This is a genomic window from Paenibacillus sp. GL_099_B, from assembly GCF_057835695.1.
In genome coordinates, this window is the sequence record NZ_CM174430.1 from 4,330,469 (window position 1) to 4,351,203 (window position 20,735).

19 protein-coding genes are annotated in these 20,735 nt (G+C 43.6%); 3 read left to right on the forward strand and 16 right to left on the reverse strand.

Translation table 11 applies throughout. The features are described 5' to 3' along the window. Positions 1-20: 20 nt before the first annotated feature. The 5 genes from AC3ITG_RS19565 to metH form a co-directional block, all read right to left on the reverse strand. Positions 21-869 (reverse strand): deoxyribonuclease IV, encoded by an 849-nt coding sequence (locus AC3ITG_RS19565; protein ID WP_489251095.1) that lies wholly within the window; start codon positions 867-869, stop codon positions 21-23. Then, positions 859-1,680 carry an Fpg/Nei family DNA glycosylase gene (locus AC3ITG_RS19570; protein WP_489251096.1) on the reverse strand — a complete coding sequence of 274 codons (822 nt, stop codon included), beginning with the start codon at positions 1,678-1,680 and terminating at the stop codon, positions 859-861. Before AC3ITG_RS19570 ends, AC3ITG_RS19565 begins: the two co-directional genes overlap by 11 nt. Before the next feature lie 7 nt (positions 1,681-1,687). Then, positions 1,688-2,497 (reverse strand): TIGR01457 family HAD-type hydrolase, encoded by an 810-nt coding sequence (locus AC3ITG_RS19575; protein ID WP_063562855.1) that lies wholly within the window; start codon positions 2,495-2,497, stop codon positions 1,688-1,690. A 354-nt stretch (positions 2,498-2,851) separates the two neighbouring features. Beyond that, positions 2,852-3,790 (reverse strand): ribonuclease Z, encoded by a 939-nt coding sequence (rnz, locus tag AC3ITG_RS19580; protein WP_064640783.1) that lies wholly within the window; start codon positions 3,788-3,790, stop codon positions 2,852-2,854. Positions 3,791-3,864: 74 nt separating this feature from the next. After that, positions 3,865-7,305 (reverse strand): methionine synthase, encoded by a 3,441-nt coding sequence (gene metH, locus AC3ITG_RS19585; protein WP_413372152.1) that lies wholly within the window; start codon positions 7,303-7,305, stop codon positions 3,865-3,867. Between the two features lie 178 nt (positions 7,306-7,483). Here metH and AC3ITG_RS19590 point away from each other — a divergent pair, with 178 nt between their 5' ends. Further along, the gene (locus tag AC3ITG_RS19590; RefSeq protein WP_413372153.1) at positions 7,484-8,029 is read left to right on the forward strand and encodes an acireductone dioxygenase; all 546 of its coding nucleotides are present in this window, start codon (positions 7,484-7,486) and stop codon (positions 8,027-8,029) included. A gap of 89 nt (positions 8,030-8,118) precedes the next feature. On the opposite strand, the gene AC3ITG_RS19595 is transcribed toward AC3ITG_RS19590, so the two are convergent. The 8 genes from AC3ITG_RS19595 to AC3ITG_RS19630 all read right to left on the reverse strand — a co-directional run bounded on the left by AC3ITG_RS19595 (position 8,119) and on the right by AC3ITG_RS19630 (position 15,139). Further along, positions 8,119-8,793 (reverse strand): GntR family transcriptional regulator, encoded by a 675-nt coding sequence (locus AC3ITG_RS19595; protein WP_076289099.1) that lies wholly within the window; start codon positions 8,791-8,793, stop codon positions 8,119-8,121. 103 nt (positions 8,794-8,896) lie between these two features. Next, entirely contained in the window at positions 8,897-10,528 is a 1,632-nt protein-coding gene (locus tag AC3ITG_RS19600) for an ABC transporter substrate-binding protein (protein WP_413372154.1), read from the reverse strand. Between the two features lie 69 nt (positions 10,529-10,597). Further along, entirely contained in the window at positions 10,598-11,467 is an 870-nt protein-coding gene (locus AC3ITG_RS19605) for a carbohydrate ABC transporter permease (RefSeq protein ID WP_053780875.1), read from the reverse strand. Between the two features lie 12 nt (positions 11,468-11,479). After that, on the reverse strand, positions 11,480-12,409 hold the full coding sequence (locus AC3ITG_RS19610; protein WP_371129169.1) for an ABC transporter permease: 930 nt from the start codon (positions 12,407-12,409) through the stop codon (positions 11,480-11,482). Positions 12,410-12,988: 579 nt separating this feature from the next. Continuing rightward, complete coding sequence (locus tag AC3ITG_RS19615) at positions 12,989-13,789, reverse strand: HAD family hydrolase (RefSeq protein ID WP_489251097.1); 801 nt, start codon at positions 13,787-13,789, stop codon at positions 12,989-12,991. A 27-nt stretch (positions 13,790-13,816) separates the two neighbouring features. Further along, complete coding sequence (locus tag AC3ITG_RS19620) at positions 13,817-14,329, reverse strand: hypothetical protein (protein WP_072733301.1); 513 nt, start codon at positions 14,327-14,329, stop codon at positions 13,817-13,819. A 126-nt stretch (positions 14,330-14,455) separates the two neighbouring features. Further along, positions 14,456-14,665 carry a DUF896 domain-containing protein gene (locus AC3ITG_RS19625; protein WP_024630398.1) on the reverse strand — a complete coding sequence of 70 codons (210 nt, stop codon included), beginning with the start codon at positions 14,663-14,665 and terminating at the stop codon, positions 14,456-14,458. Between the two features lie 96 nt (positions 14,666-14,761). Continuing rightward, a complete protein-coding gene (locus tag AC3ITG_RS19630) occupies positions 14,762-15,139 on the reverse strand; it encodes a LysM peptidoglycan-binding domain-containing protein (protein WP_413372158.1) in 378 nt (125 codons plus the stop codon). A gap of 304 nt (positions 15,140-15,443) precedes the next feature. Between AC3ITG_RS19630 and lexA the strand changes: the two genes are divergently transcribed. Continuing rightward, positions 15,444-16,070 (forward strand): transcriptional repressor LexA, encoded by a 627-nt coding sequence (gene lexA, locus AC3ITG_RS19635; protein WP_024630400.1) that lies wholly within the window; start codon positions 15,444-15,446, stop codon positions 16,068-16,070. A 112-nt stretch (positions 16,071-16,182) separates the two neighbouring features. On the opposite strand, the gene AC3ITG_RS19640 is transcribed toward lexA, so the two are convergent. Continuing rightward, the gene (locus AC3ITG_RS19640; RefSeq protein ID WP_489251098.1) at positions 16,183-17,484 is read right to left on the reverse strand and encodes an aldehyde dehydrogenase; all 1,302 of its coding nucleotides are present in this window, start codon (positions 17,482-17,484) and stop codon (positions 16,183-16,185) included. Between the two features lie 549 nt (positions 17,485-18,033). Between AC3ITG_RS19640 and AC3ITG_RS19645 the strand changes: the two genes are divergently transcribed. Continuing rightward, a complete protein-coding gene (locus AC3ITG_RS19645; RefSeq protein ID WP_489251099.1) occupies positions 18,034-18,693 on the forward strand; it encodes a CatB-related O-acetyltransferase in 660 nt (219 codons plus the stop codon). Between the two features lie 111 nt (positions 18,694-18,804). Here the strand turns inward: AC3ITG_RS19645 and glnA are convergent, their stop codons facing one another. Together glnA and AC3ITG_RS19655 are read right to left on the reverse strand one after the other, a co-directional pair. Next, positions 18,805-20,133, reverse strand: coding sequence for a type I glutamate--ammonia ligase (glnA, locus tag AC3ITG_RS19650; protein WP_024630465.1), 1,329 nt, complete (start codon positions 20,131-20,133; stop codon positions 18,805-18,807). 129 nt (positions 20,134-20,262) lie between these two features. Then, a complete protein-coding gene (locus tag AC3ITG_RS19655) occupies positions 20,263-20,676 on the reverse strand; it encodes a MerR family transcriptional regulator (RefSeq protein ID WP_024630466.1) in 414 nt (137 codons plus the stop codon). Between the last annotated feature and the right edge of the window lie 59 nt (positions 20,677-20,735).

Sequence of the window (20,735 nt, forward strand, 5' to 3'; positions counted from 1 at the left end):
ACAATCGCTCCTCTCCCCATTTAAAGCCAGGAACGCATGAGCTCAATGTCACCACGGTGTGTTCCATCTTCGCCTGATTCGGTTTCCAGCACAACTACCGCTTGCTGAAATTCAGGCGCACATAACAGTTCCTGCATCGCTTTTTTCCCTATATAACCCTGTCCAATCCGTGCATGTCTGTCCTTGCATGAACCGGAAGGATATTTCGAATCATTAAAGTGAACAGCAGCAAGAGCATCCCAGTATCCCAGCAGTCTGCCTTTCTCCAGCATCGATGCCTCATTACCTGACGTCCACATGCCTGAAGCAAAAGCATGACACGTGTCAAAACAAAAAGCAATATGTTCAGGATACCGGCTTAGCTTACGAATCTGTATCAACTCTTCCATCGTCGTACCCATGGGACCATGATCCCCAGCCTGATTTTCAAGCAGAACCTTAGCCTGTCCATCCCAATCTGCTAAAGCGGTATCCAGACAGGATATGAGATTCTGATATCCTTCAAGTGGTTCATTGCTCTTGAGATGTCCAAAATGGACTACAGTCCCTACCGAACCGCAGGCATCTGCAATATGCAGATCATTTTGTATCGATGCGATGGTTGCATGAAAACCCGCCTCTCCTCGGGTTTTGCCCAAAGCCGGATTCGTGGGATAGGGTGAGTGGGCAATGGAAGATATCCCCTGCTTCTCACACCAATCCCGACACTGTTCAGCATCTTTGAGGTCCAGTTCTTTCAAGCCAAGGCTCCGCGGGTTCTTCGGAAAATATTGAAATGCCGTAGCCCCCATCTCATATGCTCGCTTGGCTGCCTGAAGAAATCCACCTCTGGTGCTGACATGTGCCCCGATTCCGATTTTAAGCCTCATGCTGGCAATCCGGACAGAAGAAAGCCTTCTTGCCCGTAATTTCCACGCGCGCTATCGTCCCCCCACAACGAGGGCAAGTTTCCCCTTCACGATCATACACTCGGCAATGCTCGTCAAAACTTCCCGTCTTGGTATCTCCCTGCATCAACGGCATTTCCATATAACCGCCTTCCGAGGCAGCTTCCCGCAACACGGATTGCACAGAATGGTACAAACGTGCTGTGAGTTCAGACGAAGCAGCAATATTTTGCGTCTTGGAGCTTGGTCTCAGGCCTGCTGCAAATGCAATCTCATCCGAATAACAATTTCCGATGCCTGCAATAATGTGTTGATTGACCAGTGTAGTTTTGAGTGTACCCCGGCGTCCTTTCAACAGGGCAGCAAAACGTTCTGCATTCATGCGCCGATCAAGAGGTTCAGGTCCAAGGTCAGACATGGCCTCTTCCGTCTCTTTGGAAGTAAGTAGATGCAGATATCCTAAACGGAGCCCAATAAAGAATAAAGTATATTCTCCAAACTGAATTTCCACTTGAGTGGAACGATCAGGACGTTCAGCTTCTGTGCCCCAGAAAATCATTCCGCCCAGCATAAGGTGCAGCACAAGCCGCTTACCATTAGCCAGATGAAAAATCAAATGTTTGGCCCGCCGCTCTACAAATATGATACGATTGCCTGTCAGTTCACGGGTGAACACATCAGGATCCGTATTAATCGACTTTTCACGGTTAACCACCACACCTGTAATCGGCAAATCGAGTATTTTCTCGGACAGCAAGGTCCGGTAGTTTTCCATTTCCGGCAATTCCGGCATCGTACATCTACCCCTTCTTGGATGCTTGGCTTGTCGTCTGCGACAGCCACTCAATCAGTTTATGCAGATCTTCAAACACATGATCAGGACGAACCTTGGTCGCCTGGATGTGGCTATCCATATTGTCCCGTGTCGTTATTCCAGTAAGAACCAGCAGGGTCTCGCATCCCGCAGCTGCTCCTGCCGCAATATCTGTACGCATATTGTCTCCGATTACAGCAACTTCATCAGACTTTAAGTTCAATCGGCTAATAGCCGACTTCATAATAATACTTGACGGTTTGCCAATGACGGTAGGATGAACTCCGGTTGCTGCTTCTATCGCTGCCCCAATCGTCCCCGCTCCCGGCGTAAGCCCATCATCAGAAGGTAGCTGCAAATCAGGATTGGTCATGACAGATTTAGAGCCGCCATTGATCCAGCGAAGCGCTTTGGTCAATTTATGATAGGAAAATTCACGATCAATTCCTTGTATAACGTAATCAGGTTCATCATCCGTTAGTGTAAGCCCTGCAGCTTCTATCGCTTGCAACAGCCCTTCTTCTCCAATACAAGCCACTTTCGCACCCGGAGACTCTTGGGCCACGTATTCCGCAGCCGCCACCGCAGAAGTGCATACCTGAGATGCATCGGCGGGGATACCCATCCCGTTCAGATGATCTGCCACACCTTGCGGTGTACGAGAAGAATTATTAGTCACAAACAAATAAGGCATGCCTTGTTCATTCAATGTCTGAATAAGCTTATCGGCTCCTTCGATACGATGTCTGCCATGATAGAGCGTACCATCCAGGTCGATCAGATAGGCCTTAATCATATACAGCACTTCCTTTCTTTATTCCATTAACATTTCATGTCCTTAACCATTTGCATCGAACTTCAATGCTAACCTATGTATACAGTACATAAAAATGGCTTGCTCGCATCTGCACGCAACACGTCGAACCGAATCGAACACGGACGTCTGGCCCCGCGCGTCTTCTGTACAAGCTTGTCATTTCCTGCGCTTTCCCGGAAAATAATTGAATCATTTCCCTGCTCATATTGCCCATCCTACACGCTTTCCGGCCAGATTGCAAAAGGGACCTCGGGAGTAACTTCCCCTCAGTCCCGTGCAATTAACGGCTTGTTCTCCCGTCGTGTTTGGCTGTACTGTTTCGCACATCCACCATTAGGATTCGCTCTTACGGTGAACAACTGGAATAAGCTCGTGTTCAATCGCAAGTTTCGTATTCGGGAATATCGATTGAGCTTCCTCCAGAAGTGGCTGCAACTGATCCTCATCTTTGTAGCGAGAGCTAAAATGGGTCATGATCAGCTGTCCTGCACCTGCCGCTCTCGCCGCCTCAGCCGCTTGCTTCGAAGTACTATGATAGTACTCATGCGCCGTATCAGCCAAATCATGCAGAAACGTAGCTTCGTGTACAAGAACATCCGCATTTATAGCAAGTGGCTGTACATTGTCACATGGGCGCGTATCTCCCAAGATGGTAATGACCATCCCTCGCTTGGGTGCACCCAACACATCTTCTGGGCGAAGGAAGTCCCCGTTGTCGAGGGTAATCGTTTCTCCCCGCTTCAAGCGACCAAACAGCGGCCCTGGCTTCAAGCCATACTCAGCCAGTTTCGCAGGGTCCAGACTGCCTGGACGATCCTTTTCGGTAATCCGATACCCGTAACTGTCGATACGATGTTCCAGCAACGCAGATTCCACAATGAAGCTCTCATCTTCGAAAAGCACTCCGCCTGTATGTTCTACAATGCTTAGATCATAGTTTAGACGTGACTGACTCAGCTCCATGGTTGTCATGATCATTCGTTCAGTTCCTGGCGGACCATACACCGTTAACGGTGTAGTGCCACCCTGATATGCTCTGCTGGAGAGCAGACCTGGAAGTCCAAATACATGATCTCCATGTAAATGGGTGATAAATATTTTCTCCAATTTGCTCAATTTAAGCGGAGAACTTAAAATCTGATGCTGGGTTCCTTCCCCGCAGTCAAACAACCACAATGCTCTGCGCTCATCCAACATGCGCAGCCCTATGGAAGTTACATTCCGCTGAAGCGTAGGTACACCAGCGTTAGTTCCCAGGAAGTATAGTTCCACTCTGGATCGCACCTCTTTCTGCTGCCAGCAAAAAGCCTCCGACAATGCGGAGGGCTTTGCCTGACCTTTTACTTTTAAGCCTTCTCCACGTTAAAATACTTCGCTTGCGGATGGCTGAATACCATCGCCGATACGGATGCTTCAGGTTCCATCATGAAACCTTCAGTCAGTTCCACACCAATATCCTCAGGCTGTAACAACTTAAACAGTGGCCCTTGGTCTTCCAAATCGGGACAGGCCGGATATCCGAATGATACCCTGATTCCCTGATAGCGTGCTCCATGACGTTGCTTCATGGTCATCTGTGCTGGATCCGGGAATCCCCAGATATCTCTCATCATATGATGAACCCGCTCAGCTAATCCCTCTGCTACTTCAAGCGCTACGGATTGCAGAGCATGTGAACGAAGATAATCACCTTGCTCCTTCCAAGCTGTCGATAACTCCCGTACACCGTGCCCAGCAGTTACGACCATGAAACCAACGTAATCCATTTGTCCGGATTCCACTGGCTTCAAGAAATCGGAAAGGCACAGGAATGGTTCGACTTTTTGACGAGGGAACGTGAATGTATGCAAGATATTGCTTGTATTCTCAGGGTCATAGATGATGACGCTGTTACCACTGGACTGAGCCGGGAAGAAACGATACATCGCGTGCGCCTGAATAATCCCGTCACGAACAGCCTCCTGCATAATATCATCCACTACCGCTTTCAGGTCAGTCGCTTTCCGGTCACCCGAAGCAAGCAGCTGCTCTACCGAGCCGCGCAAACCAAGATGATGCCCGAGCAACATCTGCATGTTCACATACGGTAATATGTGTGATAGCGGATAGTTCCGCATAACATGTCGTTCCAGATCCGGTGGAACGAGAACCGGGTTGTCTATTGCGATATCCGAACGCTCTACCCGAGTTAGCTCGGGAAGGGATTTAACAGTTTCTGCGCCAGCTGCGTCCGCCTCTTTTTCAGCGTCCATCTCCAACTGCATCACTTCGCGAGTGCTTGGGTTCATCAGCTTGTTGGCCAAATCCAGGCCGTCCATCGCATCTTTTGCATATACAACCATTCCGTTATATTCCGGGCGTATACGGTTCTTGGTGAATTTGCGTGTCAATGCCGCTCCACCAACCATAATAGGCACATCAATACCTGCTGTGCGTAAGTCCTGAGCGGTAAGAATCATCTGTTGCGCCGACTTTACCAACAGACCGGATAGACCGATCGCATCGACTTTTTCTTCTCTGTACGCCTCGATAATTCGCTCTGGTGGTACTTTTATACCCAAATTAATGATCCGGTAACCGTTATTGGAAAGGATGATCTCCACCAGGTTTTTGCCGATGTCGTGCACATCGCCCTTGACCGTCGCTAGAATAATCTTTCCTTTAACTGACGTCTCATTCTTCTCCATGAACTGTTCCAAATAACCTACCGAAGCCTTCATAACTTCCGCGCTCTGAAGCACTTCTGCTACGATCAGCTCATTATTGTTAAACAGTCGCCCTACTTCTTCCATGCCCCTCATCAACGGGCCATTGATTACTTCAAGGGCTGTATATTTGGCGAGTGCCTGCTCCAGATCGGGCAGCAAACCTTCTTTGCTTCCTTCAACAACATACGATGCGAGACGTTCCTCCAACGACAGGTTTGAAATCTTTTCTTTTTTCTCAACCTTTTTGTTACGGAACGCCGCTACAAAAGCAGCCAGTGTTTCGTCATTCGTATTGTATAACAGCTCTTCCGAGAGTCTGCGCTCTTCTTCGGGAATGGATGCATAACGCTCTAGTTTCTCTGTGTTAACGATGGCATAATCGAGACCCGCTTTGGTACACTCATATAAAAATACAGAGTTCAGCACTTCACGCCCTGCTTCAGGCAATCCAAATGAAATGTTACTGATCCCCAGTATCGTATGACATTCAGGCATCGCTTCTTTAATGACACGAATACCTTCAATTGTTTCTTTGGCCGAACCGATATATTGTTCATCGCCCGTACCTACTGGAAACACCAGGGTATCAAAAATCAGGTCTTCGGCTTTTAATCCATATTTGTTCACCAGCAAATCGTAAGACCGCTTGGCTACCTCCAGCTTGTCCTCACGACTAATTGCTTGACCGCGTTCATCAATCGTTCCGACAACGACAGCACCGCCGTATTTATGCAACAACGGAGTGACCAGCTCGAACTTTTCCTCGCCGTCCTCAAGGTTAATGGAGTTAATTATCGCTTTACCCTGAGAGTATTGCAGTGCAAGGTCGATGACGGCTGCATCTGTCGTATCGATCATAAGTGGCACCTTTACTTTTTTGACAACAAGTTCAAGGAATTTCTCTATGTCTTCGGCTTCTTCACGGTCCGGGTCTTGAACACAAACGTCGACAACATGTGCCCCATTTTTTACCTGAGCTCGAGCAATTTCTGAAGCTTCTTCATATTTTCCTTCAACAATAAGGCGCTTGAATTTCCGTGATCCAAGTACGTTCGTACGTTCCCCAACCATGTAAGGGCGATTGTCCTGTTCAACGTAGACTGGATCTATTCCCGACAACGCTGGTGGATGTGTTCCGTTCATTTCTCTTGGAGGGTACTTGGCAAGTGTATCCCGCATTGCCCGAATATGTGCAGGTGTTGTTCCACAACAGCCACCTGCGATGTTCAACCAGCCCTGTTCGGCAAAAGCACCGATCTTCTGAGCAAGCGAATCAGGCGATTCATGGTAATTACCGTTTTCATCTGGAAGCCCTGCATTTGGATAACAACTTACCGCAACTGAAGCCATCCCGGAAAGCGAGCGAATATGGTCACGCATGAATTCCGGACCTGTAGCACAGTTTAGTCCAACTGAAATTGGGTTAAGGTGTTCTAGGGATATATAAAAAGACTCAATGTTCTGACCAGCGAGGGTTGTACCCATCGGTTCGATCGTTCCTGAGATCATCAGAGGAAGCTTGATACCACTTTGCTCGAATGCCTGTTGAATTCCAATGCTACCTGCTTTTACATTGAGCGTATCTTGTGAGGTTTCAAGCAGCAGCGCATCAACGCCTCCCTCAATTAAAGCAAGCGCTTGCTCAAAATAACTGTCGATGAGCTCTTGAAAAGTAACTCCACCTGTTACTGACAGCGTTTTGGTTGTAGGTCCCATGGCGCCTACCACATAACGTGGAGACTCCGGTGTCGAAAATCGATCCACGGCCGCTTTTGCAATTCTGGCTGCTTCGAGATTAATTTCACGTGCACGGTCCTGAATGTCATATTCAGCAAGTACAACAGAAGTTGCACCAAACGTATTTGTTTCAATTAAGTCAGCACCGGCTTCCAGATATTCCTCATGAATACGCTGGATTAGCTCTGGACGTGTAAGTACAAGCATTTCATTACATCCATCCAGGTCTTCTCCGCCAAAATCTGCGCCTGTGAGATCAACTTGTTGAATCATGGTCCCCATTGCACCGTCGAGGATCAATATTCGTTGTTTTAATGCATCGTGTAGGCTAAGCTTATCCAATATCGTCACCTCCGCAAAACGTTAAATCTTAGTTTAACAGAAACTAACTTAATGTGAAAGATCGGGTTTGATCAGTCCCCTGGCGGCTTTTATGAAGGTCGAATGAATTTGTGAATCGACAAAAATAGCGGAATCCGATATAATAGCGATTAAACCAAGTGGAAAAGAGGGAAAGAACATGGCTGAAATTGTAATCCGAAATACGAACGAACGTATCACTGGAGACGAAAATGTTCGAAATTTCTTAAACAAATATGAAGTATTATTTGAAAAATGGGATGCGTCCAAATTAAAAACGGATCTGCAAAACAACTTTGGACTCACCGATGAACAAAAAGAAGAAGTACTAAAAACATATGACTATGAAATCAGAGACTTGGCTGCGCGACGCGGGTACCAAATCTGGGATGTCATTACGCTGTCTGAACAAACACCAGATATTGAAGAGAAGCTTGCTAAATTTGAAGAGATTCACACTCATGCTGAAGATGAAATCCGTGCTATAGTAGCCGGCAAAGGGATCTTTGTCATCAAAGCTACAGATGATGTAGGTTACTTTAATGTAGAATTGTCTCCTGGAGACGTTATCTCGGTACCTGAGAACACCCCACACTTCTTCACTTTAATGGAGAACAAACAAATTATTGCCGTACGTCTGTTTATTGAAAAAGATGGCTGGATCGCAGATCCTTACCCGGATCCAACGTTTATCAAACAAGCATAATAAGCAAATTATATTATTTGCTCAACAAACCCCTGTTCAATTCGAACAGGGGTTTCTGCATATTCAGATAGTATACAACATTAGATGTTTTAGATAAAATAATGTGGATATTTTGCCTTCATCTTCTCTTGTTCAACAACAACTAGTCTGAGATGAGCTTCCATAACTTCAACAGCTCGCTCGGTTTCACGTTCCGTGATAAGTCGGTATATTTCTTTATGTTGTGAAATAATAACCTCTGCATCGGAATCTTCAGACAAGCGTAATAAACGAAGGCGATTAAAGGGAATATTGAGCTGCTGCAGCATTTTCCAAGTTCTCATTTTCCCTGTGCCTTGAAACAATATCTGATGAAACTCTTCATCCAGTTCAAAAAGTCGATAGAAATTATTTTTCCCTATACATACTTCCTGCATGGCGATATTGGTTTCAAGCCTGAATCTGAATTCTTCCGGAAAAGAAGCACAAGCCAGAGTGACAATTTCCTTCTCCATCTTCTCTCTCATAAACCGGCCTTCTTCAACATGCTCCAAATTAATATGGGAGACAATGGTTCCACTCTGTGGAATGATATCCAGTAATTCTTCTTCAGCAAGCTTCATGAATGCTTCACGTACTGGCGTTCTGCTTACTTGCAATTCATCCGCAATTTCCTTCTCGGAAATCTTGGTACCAGGCTCAAGTTCAAGGTGCAGAATGCGTTCCTTTATCAGATTGTATGAATAAGCCCGGGTCGAACCTCTAATCTTTTGATTAAGTGACATTCCTTAACCTCTTCCTCTCAGCCGTATTCATCCATCTTAGCACAATTTGCCGCTCCACTAAATTCCCTAAGTGAAACGGCAATGGGCAAATTTCAGTTCAGAACTATTGTTGCTTGTTTTCTTTGTACTTCTTATATGTGTCATTGGAAAGCTGCATATACTGAGGCAAGCCTTGGCTCTCCAGCTCTTTTACAAATGCGTCAAACTCAGAAAGTTTACGTTCTCCCAAAATGAATTTAAGCGTATTTTGATCCGAAAAATCCTTAAGCGGTGTGCTAAGCAGCGTCACCTGTTCACGATCGATATCCGAGTAAGGAATTGGCGGCTCGGCAGGAACCACTTCTTTGATATCTTTCATGTCTTGCTGGAATTTCAGTTCTTCCTCACTAAACATGGAGTGCAACAAATCTGTCGTTCCTCCATAGGCAAACACACCACCGGAGAATCCGTAATCGATGCGCAAGTCCTTCGTGCCTTTTGGATTCAATCCGTTATAGTTTACATCTTCGGCCAACTTACGGACGCCATCTTGTTTGGTGAATGTTTCGCCTTCTACGCCCCATTTGGCAAATTCCTGACCTTCATCACTATAGTATAACCAGTCAATAAATTGCATGGTTGCTTTGAAATTCTCGTTGTCTTTAATTTTCCCGGAAATCATGACACCGTTTTCAAGTCTGGAGCCAGACATCAATTGACCTTTTGGACCACCAGGAACTGTAATTTTGGCGATGGAGAAATTCCCTTCTCCCAACGTTTTGTTCATGTCGTTACGATGAAGTACTACTGTTTGCGAGTTACCATTGATAATGAAGGATTTTCCAGAAACAAATTTTTGAATAGCCTGGTCATCGTCCTGGGTAAAGCTTTCTTTATCCAGCAATCCCTCCGATACAAGCTTGTTAAAGAAAGTTAACATTTCCTTGTATTCAGGCGTAGTCGATGTGTATACAAATTCATCCTTATCTTCTTTATACGTTAAACCATTGCCAAATCCCCACCCAGCTTTCGTTCCAAAACTGGTAGCAGCAATATTCAAGGTACTGTTAAATTGGAAACGATCTGAGAACGGAACGGAATCTGGATAGATTTCTTTTAGCTTTTTGGCTGCATCATACAATTCATCCCATGTCTTTGGAATGGCAATGTTATTTTTCTCAAAAATATCAGTTCTCACAATAAGGGTATAGTCCGGCCAAACCTCTTCATGTAAACCTGGGAGTACATAATATTTCCCATCTTCTTGTCGAAGACCCTCAAGTTCATCCTGAAGTCCCCATTTCTCTACTTTATCCTTGAAGTTAGGCATCAAATCAACATAGTCACTCACTGGCAAAATCGCACCCGAGGATACAAAAGCCGCTTCTTCACCCGGATAGGTTTTCGGAATAACCAGTGGGGCATCTCCAGAACTGATCAGAAGGGATCTTTTCTGGGAATAGTCACTCATCGGAACGATGGTAGGATCGAGCGTGACTCCTGTTTTTTCCGTGATTTTTTGGAACAGGAGCCAATCCTTCTTGTACGGGTATGCTGGTTGGTCACTGTACAGAATAGATAGATTAAACGGTTCAGCTGCTTTGAAGGTCTCCCCTACACCATAGGATTCCATGGCTCCCTTGGATTCCGGTTCGACTTTCTCTCCACCAGCTCCGCTGCTACATGCTGCCAGAACGACACTCATCATTGTTGCCAATACCATCTTGCCTACCAGCTTTCGTGGTCTCTGTTTCATTCAATTCTCCCCCTGCATGTGGTTTAGATTGGCCTTACAATCAAGATGTTGAACTATATCGGGTTAGGATTACTGTTTAACAGATCCCAACATGATACCGGTTACAAAGTACCTTTGGACAAATGGATAAATCGTTAAAATAGGCAAAATGGTGAGTACCATGGTGACCGATTTGATATTTGCAGAAATTTGAGTCAGATTATCCGCTGAAGCACCAGCCGAAACACCACCAGTTGCACCTGCAATCATGTTGCGCAAGTAGATCGTAACGGGAAACAGTTCCTTTTTGTCGAGATACAGGAAGGCAGGAAACCAGGAGTTCCAGTGTCCCACAGCGTAAAACAGAACCATCGTTGCCATGACAGCTTTACTCAGCGGTAGAATGATCCGTAACAAAATGCCATACGTATTCAAACCGTCAATAGCTGCCGCTTCCTCAAGCTCTTCAGGCATGTTTTCGAAAAATGATTTCATAATTAACATGTTATAAATGCTGATTGCACCAGGCACAACCAATGCCCACATCGTATTATTGAAGCCCAGAGAGTTAATCAGGACATAGTTAGGAATCAAGCCGCCACTAAAAAACATCGTGAACACTGCGAACATCGTCAAAAATTTACGTCCCATCAATCTTTTCTTGGATAAGGCATAAGCGAAAATGGTCGTCATGAACATGGAAATCAACGTACCTACAACGGTATATATAATTGTGTTTTTATAGTTGGTCCAGAACATGCTATCGCGAGAGATGGTCTTGTAGGTTTCTACATTAAATCCTCTCGGGATAATACTTACCTTGCCTGAATTGATATAAGCCTCGCTACTGAATGATTGGGCCACGACATTCAGAAACGGATAGAGCGTGATGAACACCACAAGCAGCAAAAAGATGGCATTGAAAACTTTAAATACTTTGTATGATTTTGATTCCAGCATATTGCTCCTCCTTTACCACAAGCTTCGTTGTGTCAGTCTGCGTGATATTGCATTAACCGAGAATACCAGGATCAGTCCAATAATGGATTCGAACAAACCAATGGCGGTAGCATAGCTGAAATTGCTCGACTGCAAACCTACCCGGTACAAATAAGTAGAAATCACGTCAGATGTCTCGTAGATCAGCGGATTGTAAAGGAGCAAGATTTTCTCAAATCCAACCGCAAGGAAATTACCCATGTTCAAAATCAGCAGCGTAACGATAGTTGGGAGAATGCCCGGTATGGTTATATGGAGGGTTTGCTTCCAACGGTTCGCACCATCAATCCGTGCAGCCTCATACAAAGAATCATCAATTGTTGTCAATGCAGCCAAATATAAAATGGCTCCCCACCCCATACCTTGCCAAACCTCAGAGGTGATATAGATCGTTCTGAACCATTCCGCTCGCTGCATGAAAGGAATACTGTCTCCGGTAAAAAATGAAACCATTCCGTTAATCGAGCCATTAACTGCCGTTAATTGCAGAATCATTCCGGCAACGATGACGATGGACAAGAAGTGCGGAAGATAAGATGCGGTCTGCACAAACTTTTTGAAACGTTTGCTTTTCACTTCATTCAGTAGCAATGCAAAAATGATCGGAACTGGGAAGGTGAAAAGTAACGCAAGTCCACCGAGCATAAGTGTGTTTCCAAATACTTTCCAAAAGGTTGGGTCTTGAATGAACATCTGAAAATACCTGAATCCAACCCACGTCTCTCCAAAAATACTGCCACCCGGTACAAAACGTCTAAAGGCGATTACATTACCGAGCATCGGCCCGTATTTGAAAATAATAAGATAGATAATTGGAAGAATTAACAGTGAGTACAGCTGCCAGTCTTTGCGAAGCAGAGCTGCAGCTGTTCTTAACCTGCTTTCTTTACGTAAAGATGTCATCGTTAGCGTGGTTTTAGCGGTTCCCGACTCCATATGTTATTTCACTCCGATCTTACCTTGATAAAATAAAAGCGTTTTCGATCAAATCCCATCATCTCTTCTTTTTGTAGAAGACAAGTAATCAGATGAACTTCACCCCCACTGCAGAATAAACAAAACAGAAAATGTAAGCGATATCAATTATGTGAATCACTAGAGATACATATCGATTAAGACGCTTACCCTCATTTTCTTACAAACCACTTCATGTTGTATTTCCAGGATTAAATGGTTTCCTCCGATTATGTAAAGCGCTTACAATGGATATGAAAATAATAGCGAATAACTCCGGCTTCCACTTCATTCGAGTAAGTCAAAAGATATTCGCTGCATTCATTCGCATACTAGTCATACTAGTATGTTAGTTATATTTTAAATCAGCAGTTCTATAATTTCAATAACTTTTAATAAAAAATTTTATCTTTTGTTATTACGGTATAGTTCAAGCAGTCCCAAAACAAAAAAACATTGTTAGGTTTTATGGATAAAATACATCTCATAAAACCTAACAATGCTTGAGTAGTACACTAAAAATACGATTTATGATGCACTGAATTCAGCAATGATTCGTTCCAATTCGGATAAATGCTTGATTTGATGGTCAGGCACATACGATTCGGTATTCTCTTTATTCTCACGGTTAATCCAAACAGACTGAATGCCTGCAGACAATGCTCCACGAATATCAGTCGTAAGCTTATCTCCAACCATCATGCTCTCCTCAGGTTGCACTCCCAGCTTACTCAATGCGTGCTCGAAGATCGAAGGATCAGGTTTCCCTTTACCGAACGAACCCGAGATAATAATTTCGTCAAAAAAAGGAGCCAATTCAGGAACGCCATCAAGTTTCTCTTGTTGTAAAGCAGGACAGCCGTTGGTTAAAAGCAAAAGCTTGAACTTCCCTTGTAGATGACTCAACGTTTCCATCGTTTCTTCATAGACATGGGGTCTTGATCTCCGCTCAGCCCCAAATTGTGAGGCGAGTTGTTCCGCAAAATCTTCACGATCAACACCCAGCTTTAACAAGCCTTGACGCCATGACTCTTTACGATATGCGGGTGCAAGCTGCTCCAACTGGCGAAACTCCGGCTGGTCCCCACCCGTGAAGTTAGCCCAAAGACCTTCAAACGGGTTAATCCCAATCATTTTGGTAAACGAAAAAGTTTCATAAGACTCATACAGATTACGTGCCTCATTACGAACAGCTTCTTCAAGGTCTTCGGGTTTAACGCCCGTCTCTTCAGCTGCGATCAAGCAAGTCTCATGAAATGCCTCTCGAACACTGCGCTCATCCCACAGTAAAGTATCATCTAGGTCGAACAAAATCGCTTTTAACGCCATTTCGGTCATCTTCCCCTTTATGCAAAATTACTTTTTCTCGTATGTTTCCACGGTGATCTGATGTGCTTTGGCGAATTTCAGAAGACGTTCAGTTATTGCATCGGTATCATAACGATTGAGTAGTTTGGTAAATACCCATCTCTTACCTCGTGCATTATGCTCAATCACAACCGTACCTGGCTCAATTCTGAATTTCACGATATCGTCGACTCCAATTGAGCGCTCACGGTTCCCTTTTGTCGTCAAAATCCGATTACTTCCTATTTTGACATAAGGACGACGGAGCATGAAGATGACTGCCAAAAATACATACAGCAACAAGGTCACCCAGTCCCAAGTGGTCATCGGAGCTTTGACAAGAAATGTACTCATAAAGAGGTACAGGAATGCTAGTCCGATCAGAAAAATAGGAAACAGAAGACTGCGTCCTTTAAATACGTCCTCACCTGGTGTACCGGAAACCGGTTTACCGCTTTTTTTACGTTGCTGATTCAACTGCTTAGAATTTTTCCGAACCGTTCTCTCGAACGAACGCGACATGAGAATCCCCCTTAGATGTTCTTTGTATCGGCTTACATAACTGCAAACCAACATTTCCCCCTATAATTTGCAACCTCTAGATAACAGGAAGAAACCTAAATATCATAATGATATCATTAGGTTTCCTTAATGTTTGAGTTTGCCTTGGTGGCCTTGATCGTTCTCATCATCTACAATTTCAATCGTATCCAGTTGTTGTCTGAAATTGCTTCGAATGTTATTCAAATAAATTTCTCTAAGCTTGGCACGTTCTGCGAGCTCTTCCTCTGTCAATCCAGTGGATTTTTGCTTACGGGCCAATTCATTAATACGTGCTACCAGACTATCTATATCCAAGCTTGTCCCCTCCAAAAATACAAAGTCACATTAACTTTGACATGATAAGGGCAGCTTGTCAAGCTGACACGCATTAGCGCGTTTGGATATGCAGATTTATTCTGTGAATTGAGGCAGTATTAAGACTTGCCCCACCTGTATTGAAGTTGAATGAAGTTGATTCACTTTCTTGATTGCTTCTATATATACACGTGTATCCATTGTTTCAGGTTTGTGATCCAATGATATACTCCATAGCGTATCTCCTTGTGAAACTGCCATCTTCCCCCCAGGCAACAGATCGTTCTCATTGCCAGCGAACACAGTCAATACTGTACTGCAACCAACGAGTATGATTAAGCTTACGATTATTAATTTCAAGACCCAAGTTGGGACATTACCTTTTGCAAAAACCTTCTTAAAATTCCTTATGTTAGTTTCAACCACTTCTGAATGCACCGGTTCGTAAATACTTTGATAAGTAGAATATCTCATTAAATATCGACCTCCAAACGTTTGTTCCTATCCGTTGAAATCAATATAACACGAACAATTGTTTTGTACAATAACTTTTTAGAACAATTGTTCGCTTTTTTTTGTTGCATCCTACATTCTATTATCTTTCTTCTATTGTATAGAAACTGTCATTTGCAGTATTTGATTAGACTCAAAGAAAATTTTCATCTTTATTTGCAAAAAAACATTGATTTTATGGCATTTTATTTAGAACTTATGTTTGTACGAACGGAGGTTCTATGTTATAATTTTCCCAAACGTTACTAAATGGGGTTGATACGGTATGTCGAAGATATCCAGCAGGCAACAGGCTATTCTGGAGTTTATACGCAATGAAGTCCGGTTGAAGGGGTATCCTCCTTCCGTACGCGAAATTGGTGAAGCTGTTGGATTGGCTTCCAGCTCTACAGTACATGGACATCTGGATCGTTTGGAGAAGAAAGGTCTAATTAGACGTGACCCAACCAAACCAAGAGCCATTGAACTTCTCAGCCAGGAAGAGTCAGAGCATTCACATCAGTTTGCTCACAGCGTTGCTCGCATTCCTGTCGTGGGTAAAGTTACTGCAGGGGTTCCGATCACAGCAACAGAAAATATCGAAGATTACTTCCCTCTTCCTACGCATTATGTAGGCGAACAGAAAGTATTTATGCTTTCGGTCGTGGGAGACAGTATGGTTGAAGCAGGCATTGTTAACGGAGACTATGTTATCGTACGTCAGCAGCAAACTGCAGATAACGGCGATATCGTAGTAGCCATGACTGAAGACGATGAAGCAACGGTAAAAACGTTCTACAAAGAGAAAGATCATATTCGTCTTCAACCGGAAAATTCGACTTTTGAACCGTTGCGTTTGAAACACGTTAGCATCCTGGGCAAAGTCATTGGCCTTTTCCGTGATATTCACTAATATGTATTGAAGTTGTTCAGATGTTTCACAATAAGATACTTAGAGAGGTTGTCCCGTTAAACGGGACAACCTCTTTTTTCTCATACTACTTATATTGTTCTACGTTAGCCGACTATTCGCTGCGTTTAAGAATGCTTTTATGATGAGAAAACACATCAAAACTCTGTTGGCCATGGTAGGAACCCATTCCACTTTCTCCTACGCCGCCAAACGGGAGATAATGTGATGTCATATGAGACAATGTGTCATTAATACAACCACCACCAAAAGATACTTGATTCAGAACCTGATTCTGCAGATCCTCATCCTGAGTGAAGAGATATAATGCCAGTGGTTTGGGACGGCGAACAACCTCATCTAGCATGGGATTGAGGTCGGTATACTTAAATACAGGAAGGATTGGACCAAAGATCTCTTCTTGCATCACTGGGGATTTCCAATCAACTTCCCCCAAAACTGTTGGTTCAATGAGCAGCTGATCACGTTCAGAACGTCCACCGATCATTGCTTTGCCATCTTGGAGCAAAACCGATAAACGATCAAAGTTACGTGCGTTGACAACGTGCGGAAAATCAGCATTTTTCATCACATCGTCTCCAAATTTATCCTGAATTTCTACGCCGATTAATTCCAATAATTTGTCATGTACGTCCTCGTGTATAAGCAAGTAGTCCGGAGCGACACAGGTTTGCCCTGCATTCAGAAATTTACCGCGAACAATGCGCTGAGCTGCCAGCTTCAAATCCGCATCCTGATGAACAATGACCGGACTCTTACCACCTAGTTCCAACGTAACTGGAGTCAAATGCTCAGCTGCTGCCTTCATAACAATGCGGCCAACACCTGTACTGCCTGTAAAGAAAATATAATCAAACTTTTCTTTCAACAATGCTGTGCTGGTCTCTACTTCCCCTTCCATAACTGCCAGGTACTCACTAGGAAATATCTCATGAACCAAATCATAAGTCAGACGTGATACGGCTGGGGTTAATTCAGACGGCTTAATAATGGCACAGTTACCCGCAGCAATGGCTCCAATTAGAGGGCCGAAAGCTAATTGGAACGGATAGTTCCATGGTGCAATAATAAGAGCAACTCCATAAGGTTCAGGATAAATTAAGCTTGTGCCATCAGGTATAGCAGAATTTGTAGGCACAGGTTTTGGTTTAGCCCATTCCTCCAAATGTTCCAATGCAAAATCCAGTTCACCCAACACGATCCGAATCTCAGAGCCATAAGCCTCTGTTTCAGATTTATTTAGATCCGCACGAAGTGCGTCAAGAATACGTTGCTGATACTTCTCAATTCCCTGTCTTAATTGCTGAAGAGCACGAATACGGTACTCAATAGACTTAGTTTGACCTGTATAAAAAAATGTCCGCTGTGCGGCAACCAGTTGCTTCTCTTGTTCCATATTAACATCTCCAATTAATTGTTCAAAATTTAATTTCTAAAAACATAAATGAATTATAACGCAATTATATGAAACTATCAACATATAGATACTGTAAAAATAGAGCAAACAATTAAAACGTACTCTCGCTTCAACGATATGATCATAATTTAATTAACCATTCTATTTCTTATTGACTACATAAAAAGCCTTAACACTAATATGCTAAGACTTATTCTACGAATACTAGCTTCCTCTTTACATTCTTATTTCCGTTCCTGTATAACTCCAACGTGATGTATCCGCCCTTCCAAATGGTGGACACGTGTTCTGTCTATATTTACTCTTCCTGAATTTTTTCTTCATTATATACACTTTGAGGGAGGTTACTTACTGACATCTCTTTATCAGAATAGGATTGACAAAAAAAGAAGTGATTGCTACAATGGCCCTCATATCAAAAGGAAGGATGATTCAGATGATTCGTCGTCTAAAAAAACTAAAGAATGTAGCTACCGCATCACGCTTCTAAGTTACTCAGAAATATAACTTAGAAGCGAGGAAATTAAAATGAATATAAACCAATTTAATCACTGGTCTGAAATTAAGTATTTAAAAGATATTGTAACCAATCCATTAATCGAAGTTGGCGATTACTCCTATTACTCTGGTTATTACGATAACAATTCTTCTTTTGAAGATGGATGCGTGAGATATTTATGGGGAGATGAAAAATCGAGGAGCTTATTCAACCCTATTGAGGAATTTGGATGGCAAATAGATCGATTAATTATTGGTAATTATGTATGTATCGCAGCCGGTGTCGTTATTCTTATGGGAGGAAATAACAATCATCATGCGGAGTGGATCACTGTTTATCCGTTTGCTGATCAAATTAGCCGTTCCTTCTCAACCAAAGGTGATACCATTATAGAGAGCGATGCATGGATCGGCATGAATGCAATGATTATGCCGGGTGTTACCATTGGTGAAGGTGCAATTGTTGCAGCAGGCTCAGTTGTAACAAAAGATGTCGCCCCTTACACGATAGTAGGTGGAAATCCTGCAAAAGAGGTAAAGAAGCGTTTCTCAGAAGAAGAAATCATGAAGTTAAAAGAAATGCGCTGGTTTGATTGGAAGAGAGAATCAATTGAAGCAGTCACTCACTTGCTTTCGAGCTCTTCAATAAACAAGTTATATGAGCATTATTTATCAGAAATTAAGGACTGAGCTCCTATAGACATAAAGCTAGGTAGAATAATATTCTACCTAGCTTTTTTATATCCCCTTGCCCACAAAAAGAAAAACCCCTCAGCGCTAGAGCGCCAAGGGATTGAGCTATTAGTACAACGTGATATATTGATCGCGTTCCCATTGGTGGACTTGTGTACGGTACATGTCCCACTCAATTTCTTTCAGCTCATAGAAGTGAGCCAGGGCGTGGTCGCCGAGAGCATCACAGATGACTTCGCTGCGGATCAATTCGTTCAATGCTTCTTTCAGGTCAGCTGGCAAGCTTGGAATGCCTTCTTCCACACGCTCTTCTTCTGACATGATGTAGATGTTACGGTCAATCGGAGCTGGTAAGGAAAGCTCACGTTTGATTCCGTCCAGACCTGCTTTCAATAAAACAGCCAAAGCCAAGTAAGGGTTAGCAGCCGGATCCGGATTACGAACCTCAACACGTGTACTCAGACCACGGGAAGCTGGAATGCGGATCATTGGGCTACGGTTACTGGCGGACCATGCTACATAACAAGGGGCTTCATAACCTGGTACAAGACGTTTGTATGAGTTCACAGTTGGGTTCGTAATTGCTGCAAACGCACGCGCATGCTTCAAAGTTCCAGCCATGAAGTGACGTGCAGTTTTGCTCAGACCCAGCTCGTCCGACTCGTCTACGAATGCGTTCACTTTGCCTTGGAACAAGGATTGGTTACAGTGCATACCGGAACCGTTCATACCAAACAGCGGTTTCGGCATAAAGGTAGCATGTAGACCATGCTGACGTGCAATCGTTTTAACAACGAGTTTGAACGTTTGGATCTGGTCTGCTGCTTTTAGAGCATCAGCATATTTAAAGTCGATCTCATGCTGACCTGGAGCTACTTCATGGTGGGAAGCTTCGATCTCAAAGCCCATTTCTTCAAGTGTGATAACGATGTCACGACGACAGTTTTCACCAAGATCCGTAGGCGCTAGGTCGAAATATCCACCTTGGTCATTCAGTTCGTTAGTCGGGTTTCCTTTTTCGTCTGTTTTGAACAAGAAGAACTCTGGTTCAGGACCGACGTTGAAGGAAGTGAATCCCATTTCTTCGGCTTCTTTCAGGTTTCGTTTCAAGATGCCACGCGGATCTCCTGGAAACGGATTACCATCCGGAAGATATACGTCGCAAATCAGTCGAGCAACACGGTTCTCGGCTACCCAAGGGAAAATCAGCCAAGAATCGAGATCCGGATAGAGGTACATGTCGGACTCTTCAATACGTACATAACCTTCAATGGAAGATCCATCAAACATCATTTTATTATCCAGAGCCTTGGTAAGTTGGCTCACAGGGATTTCAACGTTTTTGATTGCTCCAAGCAAATCGGTAAATTGCAAACGAACGAATCGTACATTTTCTTCTTTTGAGATGCGTAGTATGTCTTCTTTAGTAAAACTCACGATACCCTCTCCCTTTCTTCTCTGCGTATTTGGCTTGCCTGTTATATTTGTACATTAGAATATTGCATGGGTCAAGGAGTCCTCCTACCCAAAAGCAGGATTTCCCCTGACCTACGAGGTTATACGAACTTATTTTTTATTAAAGAAACGGGAAAGCTCTCCCTGGATGAGAGATACTTGTCCAGGTCTCTTACCTGACACCAGTTGTTGTTTAAGCAGACGATGCAGTTGGGAATCCGACAGCTCTCTACGTTTCACTTCCGTATCGGGTGTAATAACAGTCGCTTCTTCTGACTCTTTGGATACAGGATTCATCACTTGTTTAATGCCCGCGATGTTAACTCCTTTTTCAATCAGAGCCTTGATTTCCAGCAATCGTTCTACGTCATTGAAAGAGAACAAACGCTGATTACCTGACGTTCTCGCAGGAACAATCAAACTGTGCTGCTCATAATAACGAATCTGACGCGCGGACAGATCCGTAAGTTTCATTACAATACCTATCGGGAATAAGGCCATATTTCTGCGAATTTCGTCACCCATCATTCATCAACCTTCCAGTCATCTATTCTTCACTCTATTGTACATTTAGTTATTACTAA